Raw genomic sequence first — 21,817 nt, 5'->3', positions numbered from 1 at the left:
TGAGGCTGAGGTTACGTTTTTCGCTTATTGATCGGTAAGTAATAACACCACGAGTTCACTTGGTCCGTGCGCGCCATAGGCCAGAGTTTGTTGGATGTCAGCCGTTTTAGACGGGCCAGAAATCAACAGTGCATTGGTCGGCATATGATGTGCCCACTCTTGCTCCACCATGACCTCAAGAAAATTGCACTTGAGAGTCGACTGTTTGATCACGGCGATGTGCTTAGGAGGTACCAAGGACAAGGTTCTTGGCTCATATTCGTTTGGCCATAACACCAAAGCACCAGTGTCTGCAATACCGGCTAAAACATGAGTAATACCGACATCGATTTGGTTAAAAAGCTCACTCTTCCATTCTTCAATGTGGCGTTCAAATTCCACCACTTTCACCTGAGCGAGCCCGTTACGAAAGGCGTGAATGTATTCTCCATCCGTGCCAATGGCGGCGGTTTGACACGCTTTGTCTGACACAATACGCGCGATGGTGGATTCGAGTTGTGACGCTTCTATCGTGTGCATTTCGGCGTGGCTGGCTTCCATGGCAGTGATGAAGCGGCGCACTTTTTCATCCTGAGTGACATTCTGTTCGTGTCCCCATGGTTGATAACTCAAGTGCGCAGAACTTTTTTCAATCGCGTTGGCGGCTTTGAGGCGATTGAGTATGTTGTTTTTCGCATGGCTCATGATTCACCTCTTTTGCGTTTTTCTGCCATCAATTGGTGTAAGGATTTTTCTGCCGGTTTTGGCGCAGTGCGGCATTGTGTCCAAGGCCCGAGATTTGCCGGAAGTAGGTTACGCATTTTGCTGGCGATGGCCGTGCCTGCATGGTAGAGCGAGGGATGGCTAGCGGCGTAAGCAAAGCCTTTCATTGCTGCCGTTTCCAACCCACTGTGCGCCGCGTTTTGGCCGCGAAGTGGAGCATGGTTTGGCATGGGATCATTTTTTGCTTCTCGTCGCAGGCGTTGCAACATTTCAGGAATGGGGATGCGTACCGGGCATACTTCTCCACAAGCGCCGCAAAGGCTTGATGCGGTAACAAGATCCTGTGTTTTTTCCAATCCTAGTAAATGAGGAGAGATGATCTTACCAATAGGGCCGGGATAGACGGTGCCATAGGCATGGCCACCAATTTTGGTGTAAACAGGGCAGTGATTCATGCAGGCGCCACAGCGAATACATTGCAGCGTTTTGCGTAACTCTTCATCTTGATAAGCTTGTGAGCGGCCATTATCAAGTAGCACCAAATGCACTTCTTGTGGGCCATCTTTTTCACCATTTTTACGTGGTGAGGTAATCATGTTGAAATAGGTGGTAATGGCTTGTCCGGTCGCACTACGGGTTAATGCGCTGTAGAGCGGCGGTACGTCGGTCAAAAATTCCACCACCTTTTCAATGCCAGTAATCGCAATGTGCACATTCGGCACGGTAGTGGACATGCGCCCGTTCCCTTCGTTTTCCACCAAACACAAGGTACCTGTTTCAGCAACGGCAAAGTTGACGCCAGATAAACCAATATCGGCATCGTGAAATTTTTGTCGTAAGCGCTGGCGGCCAGTTTGAATCAAGGCATCCACATCGGTTGTTGGCGTGAAGTTGTCGAGATTTTTCTCGAAGGTATCACTCACTTCCTGCTTATTTTTGTGGATGGCTGGCATGATGATGTGGGAAGGCTTGTCGCCGTCGAGTTGGACGATGTATTCCCCCATATCACTTTCTAAGCACTCAATCCCCAGTTTCGCCATCTCATGGTTCATCTCAATCTCTTCGCTGACCATCGATTTACCTTTGATGATCATTTTCGCCTGATGAGCGTTAGCAATGCTGGCAATGATGCTATTGGCTTCGTCAGCATTTTCTGCCCAATGGACATGAATACCGTTGCGATAGCAGTTGAACTCAAGCTTTTCTAGCAGTTGCGGTAACTTGCTTAAGCATCGTTGACGAATGGCTTCCGCCAGATCTCGAATCGCTTTTTCCTCGGCAGGATCGGCAAAGGCGAGTCTACGTTTGTCGCGCAGATAATCCATCGCACCACGGAAATTGGCTCTGAGTTGCGGGTCCGCGAGCGCGACTTTGGCTTGCTGATGGAACTGTTGCGGAGTTTGTGACATTAGGCTTTCCCCCCAATTCGTTCGAGTAGAAAACTGGCCAAGTGGCGACCTTTGATCGCTTTACCTTGATATTCAAATGCCCCGTTGATATTGAGCAAGCAGCCCCAGTCTGCGCTAACGAGTGTCTCAGCGGCAGTGGCCTCGATATGGCGAGTTTTGTCTTCCACCATGGCTTGAGAAATGTTGGGATGACGAACAGAGAATGTCCCGCCAAAGCCGCAGCACTCGCTTTCGTAATCTTGCATGCGCAGTTCAATATTATCGAGTTGTGAAAGCAGTTCTGTTGCGGTGACATGCACATTCATTTCCCGACGAGCCGCGCAGGAAGTGTGCATCACCACTGAGGTTGGTTGACCTTGGTCATTGAGCTTGACACGACACACATTGACGAGAAATTCGGTGAGCTCAAAAACTCGGTCACAGAATTGGCTCACTTGGGCTTCGTGCGAATCGCCTTTAAAAAGACGTCGGTAATGATGATGCATCATACCGCCACACGATCCCGATAACACAATCACGGGGTAGCTTTGCGGAAATAATTCAATTTGGCTGAGGGCAACTTGTTTGGCTTCTTCATCGTATCCAGAAGAGTAAGCTGGCTGGCCGCAACAGGTTTGTTTTTCAACAAAGATAACGTCAATGCCTTGCTGCTCGAGTAGTGTCATGGCATCGAGCCCTGCTTCTGGGTCAAACATGTCGACGAGGCAAGTGGCGTAGAAATAAACTTTGTCAGGTTTTGCCGGATAAATACGCATTGGCAGTGCTCCCGTGTAAAGAATGGCGTAGTGGTCAGCGGATAGCGCAGTGACTACGCTATGGTTGTCGGGGTATGCGACCGCTACGCCATATTGGTTTGGCGGCAGGTTGCACCTGCCACTCGTTGTCGTTATGAATCTGGCTATCTACGGTGCCATGAGTGCATCGGTGATCTGCAAACCGTAAATCAGTGTTAAACCGATGATGCCCGTGACTACAAGGTAGTAGAAAGTTGGGATAATGGTTTTGCGCAGCGTCGCACCTTCACGACCGAGCAGCCCAACAGTGGCGGAAGCGGCAACCACGTTGTGAATGGCGATCATGTTACCCGCTGCCGCGCCCACCGCTTGCAGTGCCACCACAACCGCACTGGAGATGGTCAAGGTTTGTGCCACTTCAAATTGGAACTGGCTGAACATCATATTTGACACTGTATTGGAACCGGCGATGAATGCCCCTAAGGCACCAACGGTGGCACTCAACGCCGGGAATGCAGAGCCAACTAAGTCAGCGGCGAAATTTGCGGTGGTGACGGGCATACTGGCGAGATCCGCCGCGTTGACACCCGAGTTGATAAATATGCGAACCATTGGAATGGTGAAGACGAGTACAAAGCCAGCTCCAACGAGGGTTTTACTGGATTCGCCCAGCGCTTTTGCCATTGGTTTGAGGCTGCCAGCTTGAATGAGCACGGCAAGTAACGCGACAAACACTAAGATGCCACCAGGTAAATAAAGTGGTTGGAACGCTGTACTGATACCAGCTTCGCCTAAGATAGTCCCAGAACTGATGCTGATACCCGTTAACAAGGCTTTGAAGTCAGCACTCACGCGGCTGGCGACGAGAATCACTGCCAAAAGCACGTAAGGTGTCCAAGCTTTTACCAGACTCATCGGTTTGCCTTGCACTTGTTCAAGATCGATTTTGAGTGAGCCTAACCATTCTGCTGGCCATTTGTCCTCGGCTTCAAAATCCCATTGTGACTTCGGCACGAGAAAGCCTTTTTTGGCCGCCGTTACTACAATAGCAAGACCGACCAAACCACCAATCAAAGAAGGAAACTCAGGGCCTAAGAACACGCCAGTTAAGGCATAAGGGACAGTGAAAGCGAAACCCGCAAATAGGGCGAACGGAAGAATATCTAACCCTTCACTCCAACTGCGATTTTTGCCAAAGAAGCGTGTCAGCATCATTGCCATCAGCACCGGCATGATGGTGCCAACAGTGGCGTGGATCATCGCCACGCTTGAAGTGATTTGCTGTAGGTAAATATCCCAACTTGAGCCGTGAGCGATCAAGGCTTCGCTGATGTTATGCGTATCAAGACCTTTGTTCACACCGACAATAATGGGTGTCCCAACGGCACCAAAAGAAACCGGTGTGGATTGGATCATCATTCCCATCAGTACCGCCGCAAGCGCGGGAAAACCAATGGCGACCAGAAGAGGTGCGGCAATCGCAGCGGGCGTACCAAAACCAGATGCGCCTTCAATAAAAGAACCGAAACACCAAGCGATAATGATCGCCTGTACGCGGCGGTCAGCGGAGATATCGGTAAAGCCGTTGCGAATAGTGGTGATGGCTCCGGTGTGTTTCAACGTGTTCAGCAGGAAAATAGCACCAAATACAATCCACAACACGGAGACAGTAATGCCAAGGCCTTGCAGCACAGAGGCGATCACGCGGGTGGTGGACATGTCCCAACCAAAGAGTGCAATCACCACAGTGAGTGCGAAGGCAACAGGCATGGCTTTTTTAGCAGGCCAGTTAAGACCGACCAGTAGGATGGCAGCGACCACAATTGGCGAAAAGGCCAAAAGGGCTAACAATGTTTCACTCATAAGTACTTCCTCGTACAGCTTGATCAACCTTGATGGAGTAGGGGTATCAGGTTGGTCTGACTTCCAATTGCAGTGTTCAACTGACACGGATAATTGAAAAAAGCTTATTGTTTTTGTAATGGGCTTGTTAATTTGGCGTGAATTTACCCCTTTATTTTTTATTGATATAGGGAAATAATGAAAATCATTCCTTCCAAAAATGACATAATCCAATGCGTGCAGATGACTTAATCTTATTTAGCCAAGTGGTTGAACAGGGCAGTTTTAGTAAGGTGGCTGAAGAAAATAGCCTTACAAATTCGGTGGTTAGCAAAAGAATTGCGCGACTTGAAGAAGAAATTGGCGCTCAATTATTATATCGAACAACGCGAAAATTGACGTTGACCGAGGCGGGCAAGGCGTTACTGCATAGTGCCAAAAATGTGAAGCAAGCCACTCAGGAGGCTATGGATGCCGTTGCAGGCTTTGGAGAGAATGTCAGTGGCCATATCAAAATGTCGGTACCGACGATTTCGGGTGATTTGATATTGGCGGATGCGGTTGCCGAATTTTGTAACCAGCACCCAGGATTAACCGTCGATATGTCGTTAGATAACCGATTTGTTGACCTCGTGTCAGGCGGCTATGATCTGGTCATTCGCACCGGCTATCTTGAGGATTCCAGCTTGATTGCTAGGCACATTCTCGACTCTCAATGGGTGGTGTGCGCTTCTCCTTCCTACATTGCCAAAAATGGCAAACCAGTAATCCCTTCTGATTTAACTCAACACAACTGCTTGCAGTATGCCTACCAAACCACAGGAGCGTCGGAGTGGGAGTTTAAGGGGGAAAAAGGCAACTACATTGTGCGAGTGGCAGGGTGTTTTTCGACCGACAACGCAACGGCTTTGCGCAAAGCGGCGTTAGGTGGCCATGGTATTGCCTATGTTCCTCGCTGCTTGGTGTACCACGATTTTCGTAATGGTCAGCTGGTGGATATTTTTCCAGAACAAGTTGGTAAAAAATTGGGCATCTATGCGGTCTATCCGTTCACTCGCCAGCCACCGAATAAAGTGCGTTTATTAATTGAGCATATTCGGGAGCGTTATCTGACCATTTCCCACTATTTTTGAGTGTTGCTGATGTTGAGAGGCGCTGACTTTGATTGATGATAAGTAATAAATTGCGATTGAGTCATCATTTCAAGAAATGTTGCAATCTTTACCTTGAAAACCGCGCAGTAAGCCCTAAGTTAAGGGGTGAAAATTATTCTCATTACAACCATAAGCAAACCCTAAAGCATGAAGGCCATTTGGCCTTCATGCTTTTTATAGAAAGTGCTTCACACAAAGAGTCACAAGGACGTTATGCAATACATCAAAACACGTAAAGACCCAATTGTTGATCATTACTTCGGCCATGCGGTGGCCGATCCCTATCGTTGGTTAGAAGACGATCGCAGTGCAGAAACCACAGAGTGGGTATCAGGGCAAAACGCCATCACATTTGACTATCTAGGCCAGATTGGTTTTCGCCAGCAACTCAGAGAGCAAATCGCCGCGAGTCAAGATTACGAAAAATCTTCTCAGCCTTTTGTGCATGGGGAATACACCTACTTCTACAAAAATGACGGCTTACAAAACCAAAGTGTCCTCTATCGCCGCAAAGGTGACGAAGCTGCGCAGGTATTTCTTGACCCGAACGGGTTTTCTGACGATGGCACGACCTCACTTTCTGGCGTGTTTTTCTCAAAAGATGACTCGCTGGTGGCGTACACTATCTCTGAAGGGGGAAGTGACTGGCGTAAGATTTTTGTGCTCAATGCCGAAACAGGTGAGCAAATCGAACCTGAAATTGTCGATGCGAAATTTACCGGTGTGTCGTGGTTGGGCAATCAAGGTTTTTACTACTCGCGTTATGACAAGCCGCAAGGCAGCGAGCTGTCAGCCAGAACAGAACAGCACAAACTCTATTACCATCAACTGGGTACACCACAATCCGATGATGTGTTGGTTTTCGGCGAGGCGGAAGGCGAACTGCATCGCTACGTTTATGGACAGACAAGCGAAGACGATCGCTACTTGGTAATCAGTGGCCACGAGTCAACGTCGGGTAACCGCTTGTTTTATGTCGATCTGCAAAGTGATGAGCGCCAGATTTACACCTTGTTGGATCACGTTGACTCTGATACGCATTTGCTGGATTCGACCGATCGTGAGTTTCTTCTCTACACCAACTTGGATGCGCCAAACGGTAAAGTAGTGAGTGTGGACATTGAAAGTGGTCAATGGCGTGATGTGATCGCCGAGCAAGATCAGCCTCTCGAGGTGGTGGCGGCAGGTGGTTATCTTTTTGCGACCTACATGGTTGATGCGCTGTCAAAAGTCGTGCAGTACAGCTACCAAGGGAAAAAAGTTCGAGAAATTACGCTGCCCGGCGAAGGCACCGCAACGGGGCTCGAAGGGAAGAAGAGCCAAACTACGCTCTACTACACATTCACCAATTACGTCACACCGCCGACGATTTTCTCGCTGGATGTGAACAGCGGTGAGTCTCAGGTGTTCCAAGAGTCAAAAGCGCCTTTCGATCGCACTCAGTTTGAATCACAGCAAGTGTTCTACCCATCGAAAGATGGCACCTTGATCCCGATGATCATCTCTTATAAGAAAGGGATTGAACTCAACGGTAAAAATCCGACGATTCTCTATGGTTACGGTGGCTTCGATGTCAGTTTGACGCCTGCCTTTTCAGGCATGGTAGCCAGCTGGCTTGAGTTGGGTGGCGTTTACGCGGTCGCTAACTTACGTGGTGGCGGTGAATACGGTAAGGCTTGGCACAATGCTGGAACGCAATTGCAAAAGCAGAATGTGTTTGATGACTTCGTTGCCGCCGCAGAATATTTAATTGAACAGCAATACACCAGTTCGGACTATTTGGCGATTCGTGGTGGTTCAAATGGTGGTTTGCTTGTGGGTGCCTGTATGACTCAGCGACCAGAGCTGTTCAAAGTGGCACTGCCTGCCGTTGGGGTGTTGGATATGCTGCGCTACCACACTTTCACCTCTGGTGAAGGTTGGAAATACGACTACGGCACCTCGGCGCAAAGTGAAGAGATGTTCCAGTATTTGTTGGGCTACTCTCCGGTACACAACGTCAAGGAAGGTACAGCCTACCCAGCAACCCTTGTGACCACGGCCGATCACGATGATCGTGTTGTGCCTGCGCACTCTTATAAGTTCATTGCCGAGCTGCAAGAGAAGCACCAAGGCGCGAATCCGGTACTGATCCGAATTGATGTCAATGCCGGGCACGGCGCGGGTATGCCGATGAGCAAAATGATCGATCTCTCTGCGGATATGTATGCGTTTACGTTGTTCAATATGGGAATCACCGCATTAAAGTAATCCGTTTATTCATCTAAGGGATGTAAAAATGCCGCGATATGTTCGCGGCATTTTTGTTTGTGACGCTTATTTTCAGCCCAAGTCACTATTGGGTTGGCGGCCAAGCCAAAGAACAGCCATGTTCTACTTTTTCCATTGACGTTGTAATGTGAACTTGCGAGTTGGTCCTCGTTTGAGTCGACTTAAGCGACTTCTTCAATCTGTGGCTCATCGAGATCAAACGACGCGCTGATGAGTTTTTTGGTGTAGTCACTTTGCGGCTGGTGGAAAATATCGTCAGCACTGCCTTGCTCCATCACTTCACCTTTTTGCATCACTAGGACGCGATCAGACAAGGCTTTAACAACCGAAAGATCATGGCTAATAAACAGATAACCGATGTTGTATTTTTTCTGCAGATCTTTAAGTAAGTCGATGACCGTCAATTGGACAGAGCGATCCAGTGCCGAGGTGGGTTCATCGAGCAGAATAAACGCAGGTTTGAGGATCAACGCCCGTGCAATCGCAATGCGTTGACGTTGGCCACCGGAAAATTCGTGTGGATAACGGTTAATCGACGTCGGATCCAAACGCACTTCTTTCAGCGCTTCGCGTGCCATGCTCATACGTTGCTGCTTGCTTAGCTCAGGGCGGTGAACCGTCAACGCTTCGGTGATGATTTCGCCCACTGTCATACGCGGTGACAACGAACCATATGGGTCTTGAAACACCATCTGTACTTGTTTCTTGAGGTCGAAACGTGCTTTTTCGCTCAATTGAGCAAGTGATTGACCTTGAAATTCGATCTCACCAGTGGAAGGCAGCAAACCGATGAGCGCGCGACCGAGAGTCGATTTTCCAGAGCCCGACTCACCGACGATACCGAGTGTTTCGCCTTGCTTTAATTGCAGCGAGATGCCTTTAACTGCTTCGAAGTATTGGTTTCGACTCGGTAAAAAGTGCGGTTTAACGAGAAACTTAACACGAATGTCTTGCGCTTTGAGCAGCATAGGGGCAGATTCATCAACCGCTTCTTTGCTTCCCTTTGGAATGGAATTGATCAGCATCTTGGTGTAGTCGTGCTGCGGGTTGGAAAACAGCGTTTGTGTGCTCCCTTCTTCAACGACTTCCCCTTTGCACATCACCAACACGCGATCGGCAAAGTGCTTTACCACGCCCAGATCATGGGTGATGAACAATATCGCCATGCCCATCTTGGCTTGAATCTCTTTGATCAGATAGAGTACTTCCGCTTGCACCGTGACATCTAATGCCGTGGTGGGTTCATCTGCAATCAAAATTTCAGGTTCATTGATCAACGCCATTGCGATCATGATGCGTTGCAATTGACCACCAGAAAATTCGTGAGGGAATTTTGAATAAGCCTGTTGCGGATTCGGCAAATGAACGAGTTCGAACAACTCGAGTACTCGGTGTTTGGCCTGTTTTTGCGTCACCTTACGGTGACACATCATTGCTTCTGCAACTTGGATGCCCACACGCATAAACGGATTGAGTGACGTCATTGGCTCTTGGAAAATCATCCCGATGCGATCGCCCCGGACCTTGCGCATCGCTTGCTCTGATTTCTCAAGAATCGATTCCCCTTCAAATAAAATCGAGGAATCCGGATGGACAATCGCGTTATTGGGCAACAGTTTCATCAAAGCACTGGAAGAGACAGACTTGCCAGAGCCAGATTCACCAACAATTGAGAGGGTTTCTCCAGCTTGGAGATCGAAGCTAACATTCTTAACTGCATCGACGATTCCATCGTTGGTCTTAAAACTGACCGAGAGGTTGTTCACCGTAAGAATGGTTCTTGATGACATTGTAATTCCTTGTCTTAGTTAAGGACGCGAGAAGCGTGCTGTGGAGCGCTACCATTAAAAAGCTGTAGCGTTGCAAACTGCGCGTGGGCGCGGTTGACATGATCTAACTCCAGCATCCATTGCGCATTCCGTTGTGCTCGGCAAAACGCCGTCATGTACGAGAGTAAATCATCGCAATGTTTGCTTAACATGGAGTGCACACGTTGAATGAGTTCACTTTGCTCAAGTGCCACAAATTGGAACAGAGCATAGGTGTTGTTGAGGGTAGAAAAAGCGTCTTGATAGAGCCCCAAGCGGTTATACAGTTCAGACTGCATGATACTGGCTTCACGTAATCCGCTGAGCAAACAAACGAGCTGACACGGTTTGAGTTCACAGTCATGTGCGGCTGACTGAATATGGGTAGGCAAGTAAGTGAGCACTTCACTAAATAAGTGATGAGCTTCCGGCCAATGACCTTGTTCCATTAACTCTTGGGCTTTAAGAAAGCGCATCCAGCATTGTTCGATGTTCACTTTACTCTCCTGTCTAAAACGCGATTCTTGAAGTTTAAATGAAAATTATTATCAAATGCAAGTTTATATCATTTGTCTTAATTTGTTTAACAATTGCTGCATTTCTGCTCACTTGCGCTGGCGTGTTGCATAAGTCACTAAAAATTCTATTATTTCCGACTAGACTTGAGGTAGTGTGGAGTAAAGAACCTCCTGAGAGCTCAATATAGCGAAGAATGGATTGAGCTAACTGGGAAGAATGACAAGAACAATAAACAAGGAGGCAGCTATGGCGATTCAAAGATTATCCGCAGCACAACTCTATTCTGTGGCTGAATTAGAACAACTGCCATGTAAGTCAACCAAGGAGTTGGCTCCGATTGACGAGATTGTGGGGCAAGAACGCGCTCAAAAAGCGGTTGAGTTTGCTATGTCAATCAAGGAAAAAGGTTACAACATCTACGCCATTGGCCAGAATGGCCTAGGTAAGCGTACGATGATTTTGCGCTATTTAAACCGCCATCAACATGACGTGAATGCATTGTATGATTGGTGCTATGTCGCGAACTTCGAAGATATTCGCACCCCAAAAGTGCTCAAGTTACCGCAAGGGGTGGGCGTTCAGTTCCGTAATGATATTGAGAAACTGATGACCAAGTTGGTCAACGCAATGCCGCTGGCGTTTGATAATGAAATGTATTATTCACGCGCCGATAAGCTGAAAAACCAACTGGTACAAAAGCAGGAACAAGAACTCGAGCGTATTACGAAAGATGCCAAAGAAAAAGGCATTAGTTTGACCATCACCACACAAGGTGATTACCAGTTTGTCGCGTTGAACGGTGAAGAACTGCATACGGAGGAGACTTTTGATGCTCTAAGCCGTAAAGAGCAGGAGTACTTTGGAGCAAGTATCGACGAACTTGAGGTGAACCTTCGTTCGATGGTGCGTAACTTAACCGAATGGGAAGAGTCTTACAGCGAGAAAATCAAAAAGCTCAATGACGATGTCACTCGCGATGTGATTACGCACTTTATCAAGCAACTTAAGCTCGATTATTCACAATATCCAGAGATCAAAACCTATTTAACGGAACTGCAAAAAGACATCATCGAAAACGCCGATATCTTTTTGGAGGAAACGGGTGAGCAAGGTGAAGTGGCCACCGCTTCTCTTGATAAGAAACTGCCGCGCCGCTACAAAGTGAACGTGCTAGTGAGTCGCAAGACGGGTGAGTTTCCTATTGTGGTAGAAGAAACACCGAACTATCACACGCTGTTTGGCTCAATTGAAACCGCGACATTCAAAGGCACGGTATTTACTGATTTCTCCTTAATTCGTGCGGGTAGCTTGCATAAAGCCAATGGTGGCGTGCTGTTGATGGATGCACAAAAAGTGCTTGAGCAGCCGTACGTGTGGGATGGTTTGAAACGAGCGCTTCGTTCTCGTCAGCTCAGCTTTACCTCGTTAGAAAAAGAGGTGACCTTGACTGGTGCGGTATCACTTGATCCGGAACCGATTCCTCTCGACATTAAGATCATTTTGTTTGGCGACTATCGCACGTATCAGTTGTTACAACACTACGATCCAGAGTTCAGCGAGCTGTTCCGAGTCACGGCCGATTTTGAAGATGAAATGAAGCGTACACCGGAATCTGAACTTCAGTACGCGCGCTTTATCTCCAGTGTGGTGCACGACAATGGCATGCTGCATTGCGATAAGAAAGCCATTGCGCGCATCATTGAGCACAGCTCTCGTCTAGTGGGAGACCAAGGCAAGCTCTCATTGCATTCGGCGCACATTGCCAATTTGCTACGTGAGTCGAACTATGTGGCCAAGCAGTCTAACTCTAACATGATCCGCATCGGTCACGTTGAGGAGGCTCTGAGCAATCAAGAAATGCGAGTGAGCCGATTGCAAGATGCTGTGATGGAAGGATTTATTAATGGCACCACGTTAATTCGTACCGAAGGTAGTGCGGTGGGCCAAGTAAATGCACTTTCTGTTTTGAGTACCAGTGATCACGCATTTGGCGCGCCAAACCGTATTACTGCCACCACTTGTTATGGTGATGGTGAGGTGATCGATATTGAACGTAGCGTGGATTTGGGGGGCAGCATTCACTCTAAAGGCGTGATGATATTGTCGGCTTACCTCTCATCGGTATTTGGCCGTAATGCGAAAGTGCCACTGACGACGACGATTACGTTTGAGCAATCGTATGGCGGTGTGGACGGCGATAGCGCCAGCATGGCGGAGTTGTGTGCCGTTGTGTCGGCGTTTTCTAAACAGCCAAACCGACAGGATATCGCGATCACCGGCTCGATGAACCAATTTGGTGAGTCACAGCCGATTGGCGGGGTAAACGAGAAGATCGAAGGCTTCTTTGATGTGTGTGCTATCAAAGGTCGTCATGATCAACAAGGGGTGATTATTCCACGCTCGAATGTGCATAATCTGATGTTGAGACCAGATATTGTTAAAGCCGTAGAAAAAGGCGATTTCCATATTTGGGCGATTGACCATGTCACTGAAGCAATTGAGATCTTTACCGGCAAATCGGCGGGCGAGCCCACCGATGATGGCAGCTACCCCATTGACACTATCTTTGGTATTGCTCAAGCCAAACTCAACGCGCTGAGAAAGTGATAACTAATAAAATCAATATTTTATGTGTTGATTTTCTAGTAACAAAGACGGCTCCTAAGGGAGCCGTTTAATATTGAGTTATTATCATTGATATGAGAGTTGTGAGTGTGACGTTGTTAGTGAATTCTGAAAATTCGCTATCTCTTTTCAGGTTCACTGGGTTGTCTTAACACTAGTCGTGATTTTTTAAGTGCGCAAATATTCCACAATTTATTATTAAATTACTTAATATTTATGTGAGATTGATTCCATATTAATGGGGTTGAATGAAAAAATTGGCCCGATGGGCCAATTTCGTCTTCAAAGGCATTTATCACCAATGTTAGCGCTGAAAAGTGACTTGTTCACGCTCACCAAGGTGGATGTGCGTTGTCGCAGGTTGCGTTTCCGCAATCACTTTACCGTGACGAACAGAGTAACGAACCGGCACTTGGCGACGCACAGCATCAAAACCATTTTCCGCTGGAAGGATCAGCAAGCTACCAGGTTTACCTGCTTCAATACCGTGCTTGTCTTGAATGTTCAGCGTACGCGCTGAGTTGGTGCTGATCAGATCAAGTGAGGTGTTGATTTGGTCGTATCCCATCACTTGGCAAACATGCAGACCCATGTGCAGCACTTGCAGCATGTTTGCTGTGCCTAGTGGGTACCAAGGATCAAACACGTCATCGTGACCAAAACAGACGTTGATGTTGGCGTTGAGCATCTCTTTTACGCGCGTGACACCACGGCGTTTCGGGTAGTCATCAAAGCGACCTTGAAGGTGGATGTTGACCAGCGGGTTCGCCACGAAGTTGATGCCCGACATGCGCAGCAAACGGAAGAGGCGAGAGGCGTACGCACCGTTATAAGAACCCATTGCCGTTGTATGGCTTGCGGTTACCTTGTGACCCATGTTGAACTTGTGTGCCAGTGCTGCCAGCGTTTCAACAAAGCGCGATTGCTCATCATCAATCTCATCACAGTGCACATCGATCAAACGATCGTATTTTTGGGCCAGTTCAAACACATAATGCAGCGACTCGATGCCGTATTCGCGGGTGAATTCAAAGTGAGGGATCGCACCAATCACATCCGCACCCAATTGAACCGCTTCTTCTAGCAACTCTTTGCCGTTCGGGTAAGACAGAATGCCTTCTTGCGGAAATGCAACGATTTGGATGTCTACCCACTCTTTCATCTCTTCACGCACTTCCACCATCGCTTTTAGCGCGATTAGAGTCGGGTCTGATACGTCAACATGAGTACGAACGTGTTGCACACCGTTGGCGATTTGCCACTTAAGTGTTTGCTTCGCGCGCGATTTGACATCTTCAATCGACAGCGTCTCTTTGCGCTCAGCCCAACGCTCGATGCCTTCGAAAAGTGTCCCGGAGATATTCCAGCTTGGCTCACCCGCGGTTTGCGTGGTATCAAGGTGAATGTGCGGCTCGCAGAACGGGGCGACCGCCATGCCGCCCTCGGCATCAAGAACGTCACCAGTGTAATTGAGTTCGACATTGTTGTTTTCAATACGCGTGAATTGACCATCCTCAATCAAAATTTGCTGGAGACCTTCCTGTCCCTTAAGCGTTGCGTTCTTGATCAATAGTGTTGTCATGATGGTTCCTTACGCTGGCAGTTCGGCCAGTCTCTTTTTATTTAGAATAGGATTGAGAATCAGGTAGCTGATTGTGCCGCCGAGTACCGCATTGACAGGTACTACACCTGGTAGGAAGTGACCTGCAACCACACCAATCGCTACGGCGATAATGCCAGCCCAGTTGACTGTTTGGAACTCTGCTGCGGCGAAATTGGAATAACGTTTACGGTTGATAAAGAAATCCGCAATGATGACGCCACCAATGGGTGGAATGGCAAGCGACAGGAAGGTTAGCCAGCCGACAAAGTTATTGTACAGCCATAGTGCGCATAACGTGCCGACCAAACCGTTCACCATGGAGATGTATTTGCTTGGCAAGCCTGTGATGTTAGAGAAGCCTAGACCGGATGCGTAAAGCGCGTTGTCGTTGGTGGTCCAGATATTCAAACCAAGCACAATGATCGCCGGGATAAGCAGACCTTGCGCAATCATCACTTCGGAGATGTCGGATTGACCAGTGACTGCCGCGCCCGCAGCGCCAAAGATAAACATCAGTGAGTTGCCGATAAAGAATGCCACCATAGTGACCATCACCGCGCCTTTTGGCTTTCTGCCGAATCGTACGAAGTCTGCGGTCAGCGTCCCTGCACTGATGAAAGAGCCAACTACCATGGCGAGAGCCACAGAGAAGTCCAGCGGTTGCGCAGGTTGTACTTTTTGCAGCTCTGCCACACCACCCACGCTGTTTACCGCTTCTACTACCGAGTATCCGCCGAGTAACGCAATTGCTGGTACTGCAATGGCAGATAGCACCATCAGCGCAGAGATACCGAAGTAAACCGTCGCCGTCATTAATAGACCAGAAATGACGATGAGGGTATTGGTATCAATGCCTGTCGCTTTGTTGACTGGAATCGCAAACATGGCCACGCCAACACCAAACCAACCGACTTGTGTACCACCAAGCAGTGCGGAAGGAAGCCAAGAGCCTTTAGAGCCAAAAGAGAAACGAGCAAGAAGGTGAGTAGAGAGACCAGTAGAAGCGCCGATGTAACCTAGGAAAGAAGTGTAAATACCGAGGATGAGGTTACCAATGAGAACAGCGAGGAAGAAATCGTTAAATGAGAGTCCAGTACCGAGTGAACCGCCCGTCCACATACTCGCGGAGAAGAAAGTGAGCCCTAACATCACCATGGTTAAAGACGCAACGCCTTTTCTGGCTGAGTTGGGAACCGGGCCCAAACTGAAGTTATTATCGGCCGCCATTTTTACCTCCACGATACAATAGAATAGTCATTATAGACCCAAATTTTGGGTAAACGGCGCGTATTATGGTGATGAAAACAAGGCTGTCAATGATGTTTTTGTTAATAAAACGTTTGCATTTGACTTTGTTGTTTTTTTTACTTAATAAAAACAAATAGATGTGATTTTCAATAAGTGAAAAATAAAGAGTGGTATCGAGTTTGTTTTATCGCTTATTTTTATGAATTATCTGACATTAATACGTTTTGTTTGTGAGCATGGGTGAGCAACCGCTCACCCAGTTTCGATTTAGGCTGTAACGGCAGTGCAGAAACTGACATCCGCGTGCTGGGTCTGTGGATCATAGGAATGATACAGCTCAAAGCAAGGACGCTCATCCGACTCCAAGCCACGCTCGACAAGCCGTGCCATCAACTCGTCCCACGCGGTGGCATATTGCGCGTTATCGGTAATGGTTTTACGGATGAACGCATACTCACCGCCAGGAAAGTCTTTGATTTCGAGCTCGCCATTTCCCTCCGCATTTTCACAGTTGAGCAAGCAGATGTCCGTTCGACATTTGTCCGCAGGGGTAATCTCAGGGTTATCGTGATAAATGAAAATACAGGTGTTGCCCGCCAAACCACGTGGTCCTGCCCATTGATATAACTTTTGTGTGGCTGATTCGTAGTTTTTGCCGTACTCACCAGTGACACGAATATAAGCAATTTTACTGGCTGGGAATGTTTGAATATCCATTGTGCTACTCCATGTTTGTGATTCCCCTCCAGTGTATGAGGGTTCAGTGAGTGCTTCGTGTCCATTCTTGCGCAGCGTGTGTCCTATCTTGCTCTCTTGTAGCACCAGAGCAAACTGTTCAAGCGTTTCACACTGTCGAATCTGTGAGGGCGTAAGTCCAAAATGCTGCCGAAATGCTTTCGCTAAGCTTTGCGAGCTGGAGAATCCATAGTCTAGCGCCACCTCAGTCACGCTGGGTTTGCTGTAAAACAGCAGATTGGCAATCTTTTCCAGTCGAAGGCGACGCAAGTATTCATTAAGCGTCTCACCAGTGACCGCTTTAAAGATGCGATGGAAATGGTAAGGAGAAAGGTGGGCCAGACGAGCCACTTCTTCTAGGTTTAGAGGCGTGTCAAAGTGGTTCTCGAGATAGCGAATCACAGGGATCAAACGTTGTTGATAATTGGTTTTCATAATCATGACGGATGGATTGCAATGATGGCTTTTGAATAATGAATCTCTCGATAGCCTAAGAGAATTTGACAAAGAAAGGAAAGTGTTTCGTAGGGAAGTTAGAGCGGATAGATAAAAAAAGAGCCAACCGCAAAAGGTGCGATTGGCTTATATACATGTGAACAAATCAAGTTCACTAACAACGTCAGTTGGCTAGGTGACCCTCGGCTTAATAAGGGTCACGTTTATATAAGCAGAAAGCGTGCCAACTTTTTTTAGCGCCAAATTCCGCGTTTTTACCATGGTTTCTGTGACATTGGTTGCTTAGTTTTCTGAGGTGATTGCAAATTGCAATTGCGTTTTGCAATTTATAATTAAAACGCTATTGATAGGGTGGTGTAATAACTAAAGCTAATAATGAATCTATTTATAAATTGGGTGAGGTGTTTAGCCCAGTGAGGGAGTGTGATGTCAGTGTGGTTTGGGTTGATAAAGTCAAAGGCAGAACAACGGAATAAAAAACGGAAGCTTCGAGCTTCCGTTTACTTTCACCTTGAGGTCAAGGTCCTTAATGCGGTGATGGCCGCTTAAAGCAAAACCAAACTGGCAGTGCCAAGAAAGGCAAAGAAACCAACCACATCCGTGACGGTAGTGAGAATCACGGAACCTGCCAGTGCAGGATCAAGATCCAATTTGTCGAGAATGATTGGAATCAGCACGCCAAACATCGCCGCGGTAATAATATTAACGATAATCGCTAATGCGATGGTTCCGCCAAGGAGAGGGGACTGGAACCAAAGAGCCGCAAGCCCGCCGATGATGATCGCCCAAAGCAAGCCATTTATCGCACCAATGCCGAATTCGTTTTTGAACAAGGCAAAGCGGTTACCTGGCGTGATCTGATTGAGCGCCATAGCACGAACCATCAGTGTTAAGGTTTGGCTACCGGCAATGCCCCCCATGGAAGCGACTATCGGCATCAACACTGCCAGCGCCACCACTTGCGCTATCACGTCTTCAAACAGACCAATGGTGACAGAGGCAAGTATCGCGGTGAGCAAGTTAATCCCGAGCCATACACCGCGTTTTTTCGAACTTTTGATGACTGGCGCGAAGAGATCGTCCCCTTCGTCCATACCCGTACCAGCCATTAAACGCGCTTCGTAAATTTCCCTTTGTGTGGTGAGGGCAAACTGCCAATCGACCTCGCCAATCAGTGTTTGGTCTTCATCAACCACAGGAAGTGCAGGTAAGGAGCTGTGCTCGACGGCTTCGACGGCTTCCGCCAGCGCCATCTTACTACTTAGCAGAATGACAGGGTCAATCACTAAATTCTTGAGTACGGTATGGCCTTCGCTACGCAAAATTTCGTAGTAATTCACAACGCCCCGAAACTGTTTCTTTTTATTGATGAGATAGACTTGCTGCGGCGTGTCAAAACTGTATTTTTCCATCAATCGTTTTGCGCGATCAACAGAGATATTAAACGGTAAGGTAATGATTTTTCGCTCAGCCCAACGGCCTAGCTCGTCATCACCGTATTTGTTCGCTAAGTCGAACAGTTCAAGTTCATCTTTTTGAATCAACGACAGTGCTTCGTTGATGATCTCTTCAGGCAATGAATCTGCCCATTCGATCAACGAAAGGTTATCAAGTTTCGCTAAGGTGAGTTTGAGTTCTATCTCAGATAAGGCATTGATGACGGAATAGCGCGCGTCGGCACGCATGTCGGTTAGTACATCAATGTGCATTTCCAATGGCAAAGCACGCCACAAGCGCACACGATCATCAACGGGTTGCGATTCTAAAATCAGTGCAATCGAGCCGGATTCGAGACCATGCTCGATGGAATCGTTGAGCAAAACGATCTGCTCAGCATCTTCTGCTTGTGCAATCTGCTCGATCAGTAAGGGTAGATCCTGATATTCGCTCACAAAGTATCCCCCGAAAAAATAAAAACAATGAAAATTATAATGTTGGATAAGGTACTGGAAACTGCGGGGATTTCAAAGGAGGTCGATAAAATAAAGTGTTGAGAAGGAAAGAGGTAAGACCGCTTAGTGCGGTCTTAATGATTAGATGGAGTAGAAAAAGTACAACTGAGATTTCATGCGGATAATGATGCCGCGAATCACGTCTAAGAAAGCGAGGAAGCCAATGGGCTTTTCTCCGCTGACCCATGCCAAGCCCACTGAACCGACAGGCAAGTCGTAGCCTTCTGGTTCATCAATTTTTAAACGCACAAAGTGATGCTTGTTAGCGAGGTTTTTGCCAGTGGTTATGCGCACTGAGTCATCCCAACCAAGCAGGTTGCCTTGCGCTTCTCCAGTAGCTTCCACAATGCCTTCGACTTCTGCGGAGAAAATTTTTCCGGGGTAGACCGAAGAGGCGAACTCCGCCATTTGCCCTGGTTTGACATTGCGAATGGCTTGGTGATTAACACGCATCAAAACGTACTTTTCGTTGGTGTACATTTGCAGCCTTGGCATCATGGAAACACGTTGCCCTTCACGCAAGATGAAGTTGGTGACAAAGCCATCGGCTGGTGCGTAAACCAATGTGCTGTCAAGATCCCATTGCGCGCGTGCAACTTGCTCTTTCGCCTTGGCAAGATCGGCTGTGCGGGTTTCGACGGCCAACTCAGCCTTGGTAATGTCGAGTTTTGCGCGGCTTGCATCGACTTCTTTCTTCTTCAAGGACGATTGCAACGTTGCAATGTTCTGTTTAGCCAGTTCCACTGCCGTTGTCTGCTTGTCGATGTCATTCTGCGTGATGGTGTTCTTCACCACTCGGTTTTGTTCGACGTATCGCGTTAATGTTTTGGCTTGCAACTGATGATCGGCTTTCGCTGCTGCTAACTGACTTTTTGATGTTTCTAGGTCTTGCAACGCCGCCTCATGGCTTGCTTGAGCAATGGCGATGTCTTCTTGTGCGACTTTAAGAGCCACTTGCGCTGCTTGGCTTGTCACTTTGGCTTGGTTGAGCGCAATTTGATAGGGCGTATCATCCAGTTGGTAAATGAGCTGACCTTTGCTGAGCTCTTGATTGGGCGAAATGTAGATTTTTTCAACTTTACCGTTGACGTTGCTGGAGTCCGGGCGCAATTGAATGTGTGGCGATTGCACCACCGAGCCGCCAGAAATGTCCATCGGCGTGAAATTGATCAACCCAACCCAAACAAACATTAACCAAGAGACGCCGCTCATGTAAGCAAAAGCTTTCGTCCCTTTGTTCCAAGGCATGCCCACCATGCGTAGCAAATAGATGAACAGCGCCCATACCGCTAAACCTTCAATCATTTCGCGTTCTCCTGCTCCTGCTGTTGGGCATCGGTTTCGGGTGTGCCTTTCCAAGTGTCACGTAAATGAATAATCGCCTTGTCCATGTCGACAAAAGCGAGAATAACGGCCAGCACCCAAACCCAGTGCCAAATAAATCCAATCCATGTGAGGGCGGTGATGAGTCCGATTTGATGATGATCTTTACTGTGTGCTTTATTGATGGGGAGCTCGTGAATCTTCCAAAAGCCAAATCCCGCTGCCGCAACACTTGCGACCAATACGACGGTAGCCATCACATGCAAGGCAGTATCCGCGCCCGTTCCAACGAACGGCACACTAAGTAGACTCATTCAATTCTCCTGTATTCGATTTTTGCGCTATTGTGTTCAGGAATTGATAACTCACTTAGTTTGTGACAGATTACTTCATTATTTATTTAAATTTGATGCGATCTGTTTTCGTGGATATTAAATCTGTTCGCTTTGTTCGTGCGATCTCTATTGTTAACTTGCAGCTCAATGCCAAGCGCCTCTACGGCTTGTCTCAGGCACAAATCGGTCTTCCTGATTCCGTATTTCATAACACCATGAACCTGATTCCATTGCCGGAATTGAACCGTTTATACGCGAACTTAGAACGTTTTACTGAGGCGGATTTCATCCTGAAATTGACCAAAGAGGTGGACATTGAAAAGTTGGGTGCTGTGGGGCGTTGGCTTTTCTCAGGCTACGATTTATCGACCACCATTCGACGCATTAACTACGGAATAGGCTGTCTGCAATCTGGTGCGTTTCTCGCTGGCTCGCAAGTCGGGCCGCTGGTTAAATGGACCTACGAAAACCCCTTCATTCATCCCGATGTGAAAGTGCATGACAGCATACGCGTGGCGGTGTTTATGACCAAAATCGTCCGTGAATACTTAGGTGAGGATTTTACCCCGCGTCGAGTGATGCTTTCAGGCTCTCGCACTCATCGTGCGTTATACCAAGAGTATTTTGGCTGCGAAGTCGGGTGGAACCACAATAAAACCGAAGTTTGGTTACATTCGGACGATCGACTGGCCGTCAGACAAAAGAAGCTGGTGGCGAACAAGCGCCTTGCCATGAACTTCTCTGATTTAGATGACTTGCTCAATATGCCTGTGCCGGATGACGAACTGAAATCCATCTATGAGCTGGTTAACTACAGCTGTCATTATGGGTTACCGACGCTGAAACGTGTGGCGGACTTGATGTCCATATCTGAACAACAGTTACAGCGGCGTTTGCATCGTTTGGGATTAAACTTTTCAACGGTTTGCGGCTATGTATTGAGTAACCAAGCGGTTAACTTGCTCGCGCACGGCGCTGAGATTGAGGTGATTGCGCAGCGTTTAGGCTATACCAATGTGGCGAGTTTCAATCGAATGTTCAAAAAACATCGTGGAGTGACGCCAGCGCAGTATCGGCAGCGTTTCCACGATGTCTATTAAA

At 47.7% G+C, this 21,817-nt stretch carries 16 protein-coding genes; 4 read left to right on the top strand and 12 right to left on the bottom strand.

Annotation, left to right across the window (positions count from 1 at the left end; genetic code table 11):
* Positions 1-24 precede the first annotated feature (24 nt).
* The 4 genes from VV1_RS18825 to VV1_RS18810 form a co-directional block, all read right to left on the bottom strand.
* Positions 25-684, bottom strand: coding sequence for a LutC/YkgG family protein (locus VV1_RS18825; RefSeq protein WP_011081720.1), 660 nt, complete (start codon positions 682-684; stop codon positions 25-27).
* Complete coding sequence (locus tag VV1_RS18820) at positions 681-2,111, bottom strand: LutB/LldF family L-lactate oxidation iron-sulfur protein (protein WP_011081719.1); 1,431 nt, start codon at positions 2,109-2,111, stop codon at positions 681-683. The genes VV1_RS18825 and VV1_RS18820 overlap by 4 nt, the downstream gene beginning before the upstream one ends.
* The gene (locus tag VV1_RS18815; protein WP_011081718.1) at positions 2,111-2,866 is read right to left on the bottom strand and encodes a (Fe-S)-binding protein; all 756 of its coding nucleotides are present in this window, start codon (positions 2,864-2,866) and stop codon (positions 2,111-2,113) included. Before VV1_RS18815 ends, VV1_RS18820 begins: the two co-directional genes overlap by 1 nt.
* Positions 2,867-3,013: 147 nt before the next feature.
* Complete coding sequence (locus tag VV1_RS18810; RefSeq protein WP_011081717.1) at positions 3,014-4,708, bottom strand: L-lactate permease; 1,695 nt, start codon at positions 4,706-4,708, stop codon at positions 3,014-3,016.
* Between the two features lie 212 nt (positions 4,709-4,920).
* Here VV1_RS18810 and VV1_RS18805 point away from each other — a divergent pair, with 212 nt between their 5' ends.
* Together VV1_RS18805 and VV1_RS18800 are read left to right on the top strand one after the other, a co-directional pair.
* The gene (locus tag VV1_RS18805; protein ID WP_011081716.1) at positions 4,921-5,820 is read left to right on the top strand and encodes a LysR family transcriptional regulator; all 900 of its coding nucleotides are present in this window, start codon (positions 4,921-4,923) and stop codon (positions 5,818-5,820) included.
* Between the two features lie 234 nt (positions 5,821-6,054).
* Positions 6,055-8,091, top strand: coding sequence for a prolyl oligopeptidase family serine peptidase (locus VV1_RS18800; protein ID WP_011081715.1), 2,037 nt, complete (start codon positions 6,055-6,057; stop codon positions 8,089-8,091).
* A 182-nt stretch (positions 8,092-8,273) separates the two neighbouring features.
* Here VV1_RS18800 and VV1_RS18795 read toward each other — a convergent pair whose 3' ends face one another.
* Positions 8,274-9,902 carry an ABC transporter ATP-binding protein gene (locus tag VV1_RS18795; RefSeq protein ID WP_011081714.1) on the bottom strand — a complete coding sequence of 543 codons (1,629 nt, stop codon included), beginning with the start codon at positions 9,900-9,902 and terminating at the stop codon, positions 8,274-8,276.
* 14 nt (positions 9,903-9,916) lie between these two features.
* Positions 9,917-10,417: a hypothetical protein gene (locus tag VV1_RS18790; RefSeq protein ID WP_011081713.1), complete on the bottom strand. Its 501-nt coding sequence runs from the start codon at positions 10,415-10,417 to the stop codon at positions 9,917-9,919.
* Positions 10,418-10,685: 268 nt separating this feature from the next.
* On the opposite strand from VV1_RS18790, the gene VV1_RS18785 reads away from it, so the two are divergent.
* Positions 10,686-13,046, top strand: coding sequence for a Lon protease family protein (locus VV1_RS18785; protein ID WP_011081712.1), 2,361 nt, complete (start codon positions 10,686-10,688; stop codon positions 13,044-13,046).
* Between the two features lie 322 nt (positions 13,047-13,368).
* Here VV1_RS18785 and VV1_RS18780 read toward each other — a convergent pair whose 3' ends face one another.
* The 6 genes from VV1_RS18780 to VV1_RS18755 form a co-directional block, all read right to left on the bottom strand.
* On the bottom strand, positions 13,369-14,646 hold the full coding sequence (locus VV1_RS18780) for a cytosine deaminase (protein ID WP_011081711.1): 1,278 nt from the start codon (positions 14,644-14,646) through the stop codon (positions 13,369-13,371).
* Between the two features lie 9 nt (positions 14,647-14,655).
* A complete protein-coding gene (codB, locus tag VV1_RS18775) occupies positions 14,656-15,894 on the bottom strand; it encodes a cytosine permease (RefSeq protein ID WP_011081710.1) in 1,239 nt (412 codons plus the stop codon).
* Positions 15,895-16,182: 288 nt separating this feature from the next.
* Positions 16,183-17,085 (bottom strand): AraC family transcriptional regulator, encoded by a 903-nt coding sequence (locus VV1_RS18770; RefSeq protein WP_011081709.1) that lies wholly within the window; start codon positions 17,083-17,085, stop codon positions 16,183-16,185.
* A gap of 566 nt (positions 17,086-17,651) precedes the next feature.
* Positions 17,652-18,998: a magnesium transporter gene (locus VV1_RS18765; protein WP_011081708.1), complete on the bottom strand. Its 1,347-nt coding sequence runs from the start codon at positions 18,996-18,998 to the stop codon at positions 17,652-17,654.
* 141 nt (positions 18,999-19,139) lie between these two features.
* Positions 19,140-20,363 (bottom strand): HlyD family secretion protein, encoded by a 1,224-nt coding sequence (locus tag VV1_RS18760; RefSeq protein WP_011081707.1) that lies wholly within the window; start codon positions 20,361-20,363, stop codon positions 19,140-19,142.
* Complete coding sequence (locus VV1_RS18755; RefSeq protein ID WP_011081706.1) at positions 20,360-20,695, bottom strand: hypothetical protein; 336 nt, start codon at positions 20,693-20,695, stop codon at positions 20,360-20,362. The genes VV1_RS18760 and VV1_RS18755 overlap by 4 nt, the downstream gene beginning before the upstream one ends.
* Positions 20,696-20,805: 110 nt before the next feature.
* Between VV1_RS18755 and VV1_RS18750 the strand changes: the two genes are divergently transcribed.
* Positions 20,806-21,816: an AraC family transcriptional regulator gene (locus VV1_RS18750; protein WP_043921256.1), complete on the top strand. Its 1,011-nt coding sequence runs from the start codon at positions 20,806-20,808 to the stop codon at positions 21,814-21,816.
* Position 21,817: the final 1 nt, after the last annotated feature.

Source organism: Vibrio vulnificus CMCP6 (genome assembly GCF_000039765.1).
Classification (GTDB): Bacteria; Pseudomonadota; Gammaproteobacteria; order Enterobacterales; family Vibrionaceae; genus Vibrio; species Vibrio vulnificus_B.
The sequence above is the reverse complement of the archived record's forward strand: the minus strand, read 5'-3'. Positions and strand labels throughout refer to the sequence as shown.

Coding starts and splice junctions, on each gene's coding strand:
- VV1_RS18770 (WP_011081709.1), bottom strand. CDS start 17,085: ATGAAAACCAATTATCAACAACGTTTGATCCCTGTGATTCGCTATCTC.
- VV1_RS18825 (WP_011081720.1), bottom strand. CDS start 684: ATGAGCCATGCGAAAAACAACATACTCAATCGCCTCAAAGCCGCCAAC.
- VV1_RS18785 (WP_011081712.1), top strand. CDS start 10,686: ATGGCGATTCAAAGATTATCCGCAGCACAACTCTATTCTGTGGCTGAA.
- VV1_RS18760 (WP_011081707.1), bottom strand. CDS start 20,363: ATGATTGAAGGTTTAGCGGTATGGGCGCTGTTCATCTATTTGCTACGC.
- codB (WP_011081710.1), bottom strand. CDS start 15,894: ATGGCGGCCGATAATAACTTCAGTTTGGGCCCGGTTCCCAACTCAGCC.
- VV1_RS18780 (WP_011081711.1), bottom strand. CDS start 14,646: ATGACAACACTATTGATCAAGAACGCAACGCTTAAGGGACAGGAAGGT.
- VV1_RS18795 (WP_011081714.1), bottom strand. CDS start 9,902: ATGTCATCAAGAACCATTCTTACGGTGAACAACCTCTCGGTCAGTTTT.
- VV1_RS18755 (WP_011081706.1), bottom strand. CDS start 20,695: ATGAGTCTACTTAGTGTGCCGTTCGTTGGAACGGGCGCGGATACTGCC.
- VV1_RS18820 (WP_011081719.1), bottom strand. CDS start 2,111: ATGTCACAAACTCCGCAACAGTTCCATCAGCAAGCCAAAGTCGCGCTC.
- VV1_RS18805 (WP_011081716.1), top strand. CDS start 4,921: ATGCGTGCAGATGACTTAATCTTATTTAGCCAAGTGGTTGAACAGGGC.
- VV1_RS18800 (WP_011081715.1), top strand. CDS start 6,055: ATGCAATACATCAAAACACGTAAAGACCCAATTGTTGATCATTACTTC.
- VV1_RS18810 (WP_011081717.1), bottom strand. CDS start 4,708: ATGAGTGAAACATTGTTAGCCCTTTTGGCCTTTTCGCCAATTGTGGTC.
- VV1_RS18815 (WP_011081718.1), bottom strand. CDS start 2,866: ATGCGTATTTATCCGGCAAAACCTGACAAAGTTTATTTCTACGCCACT.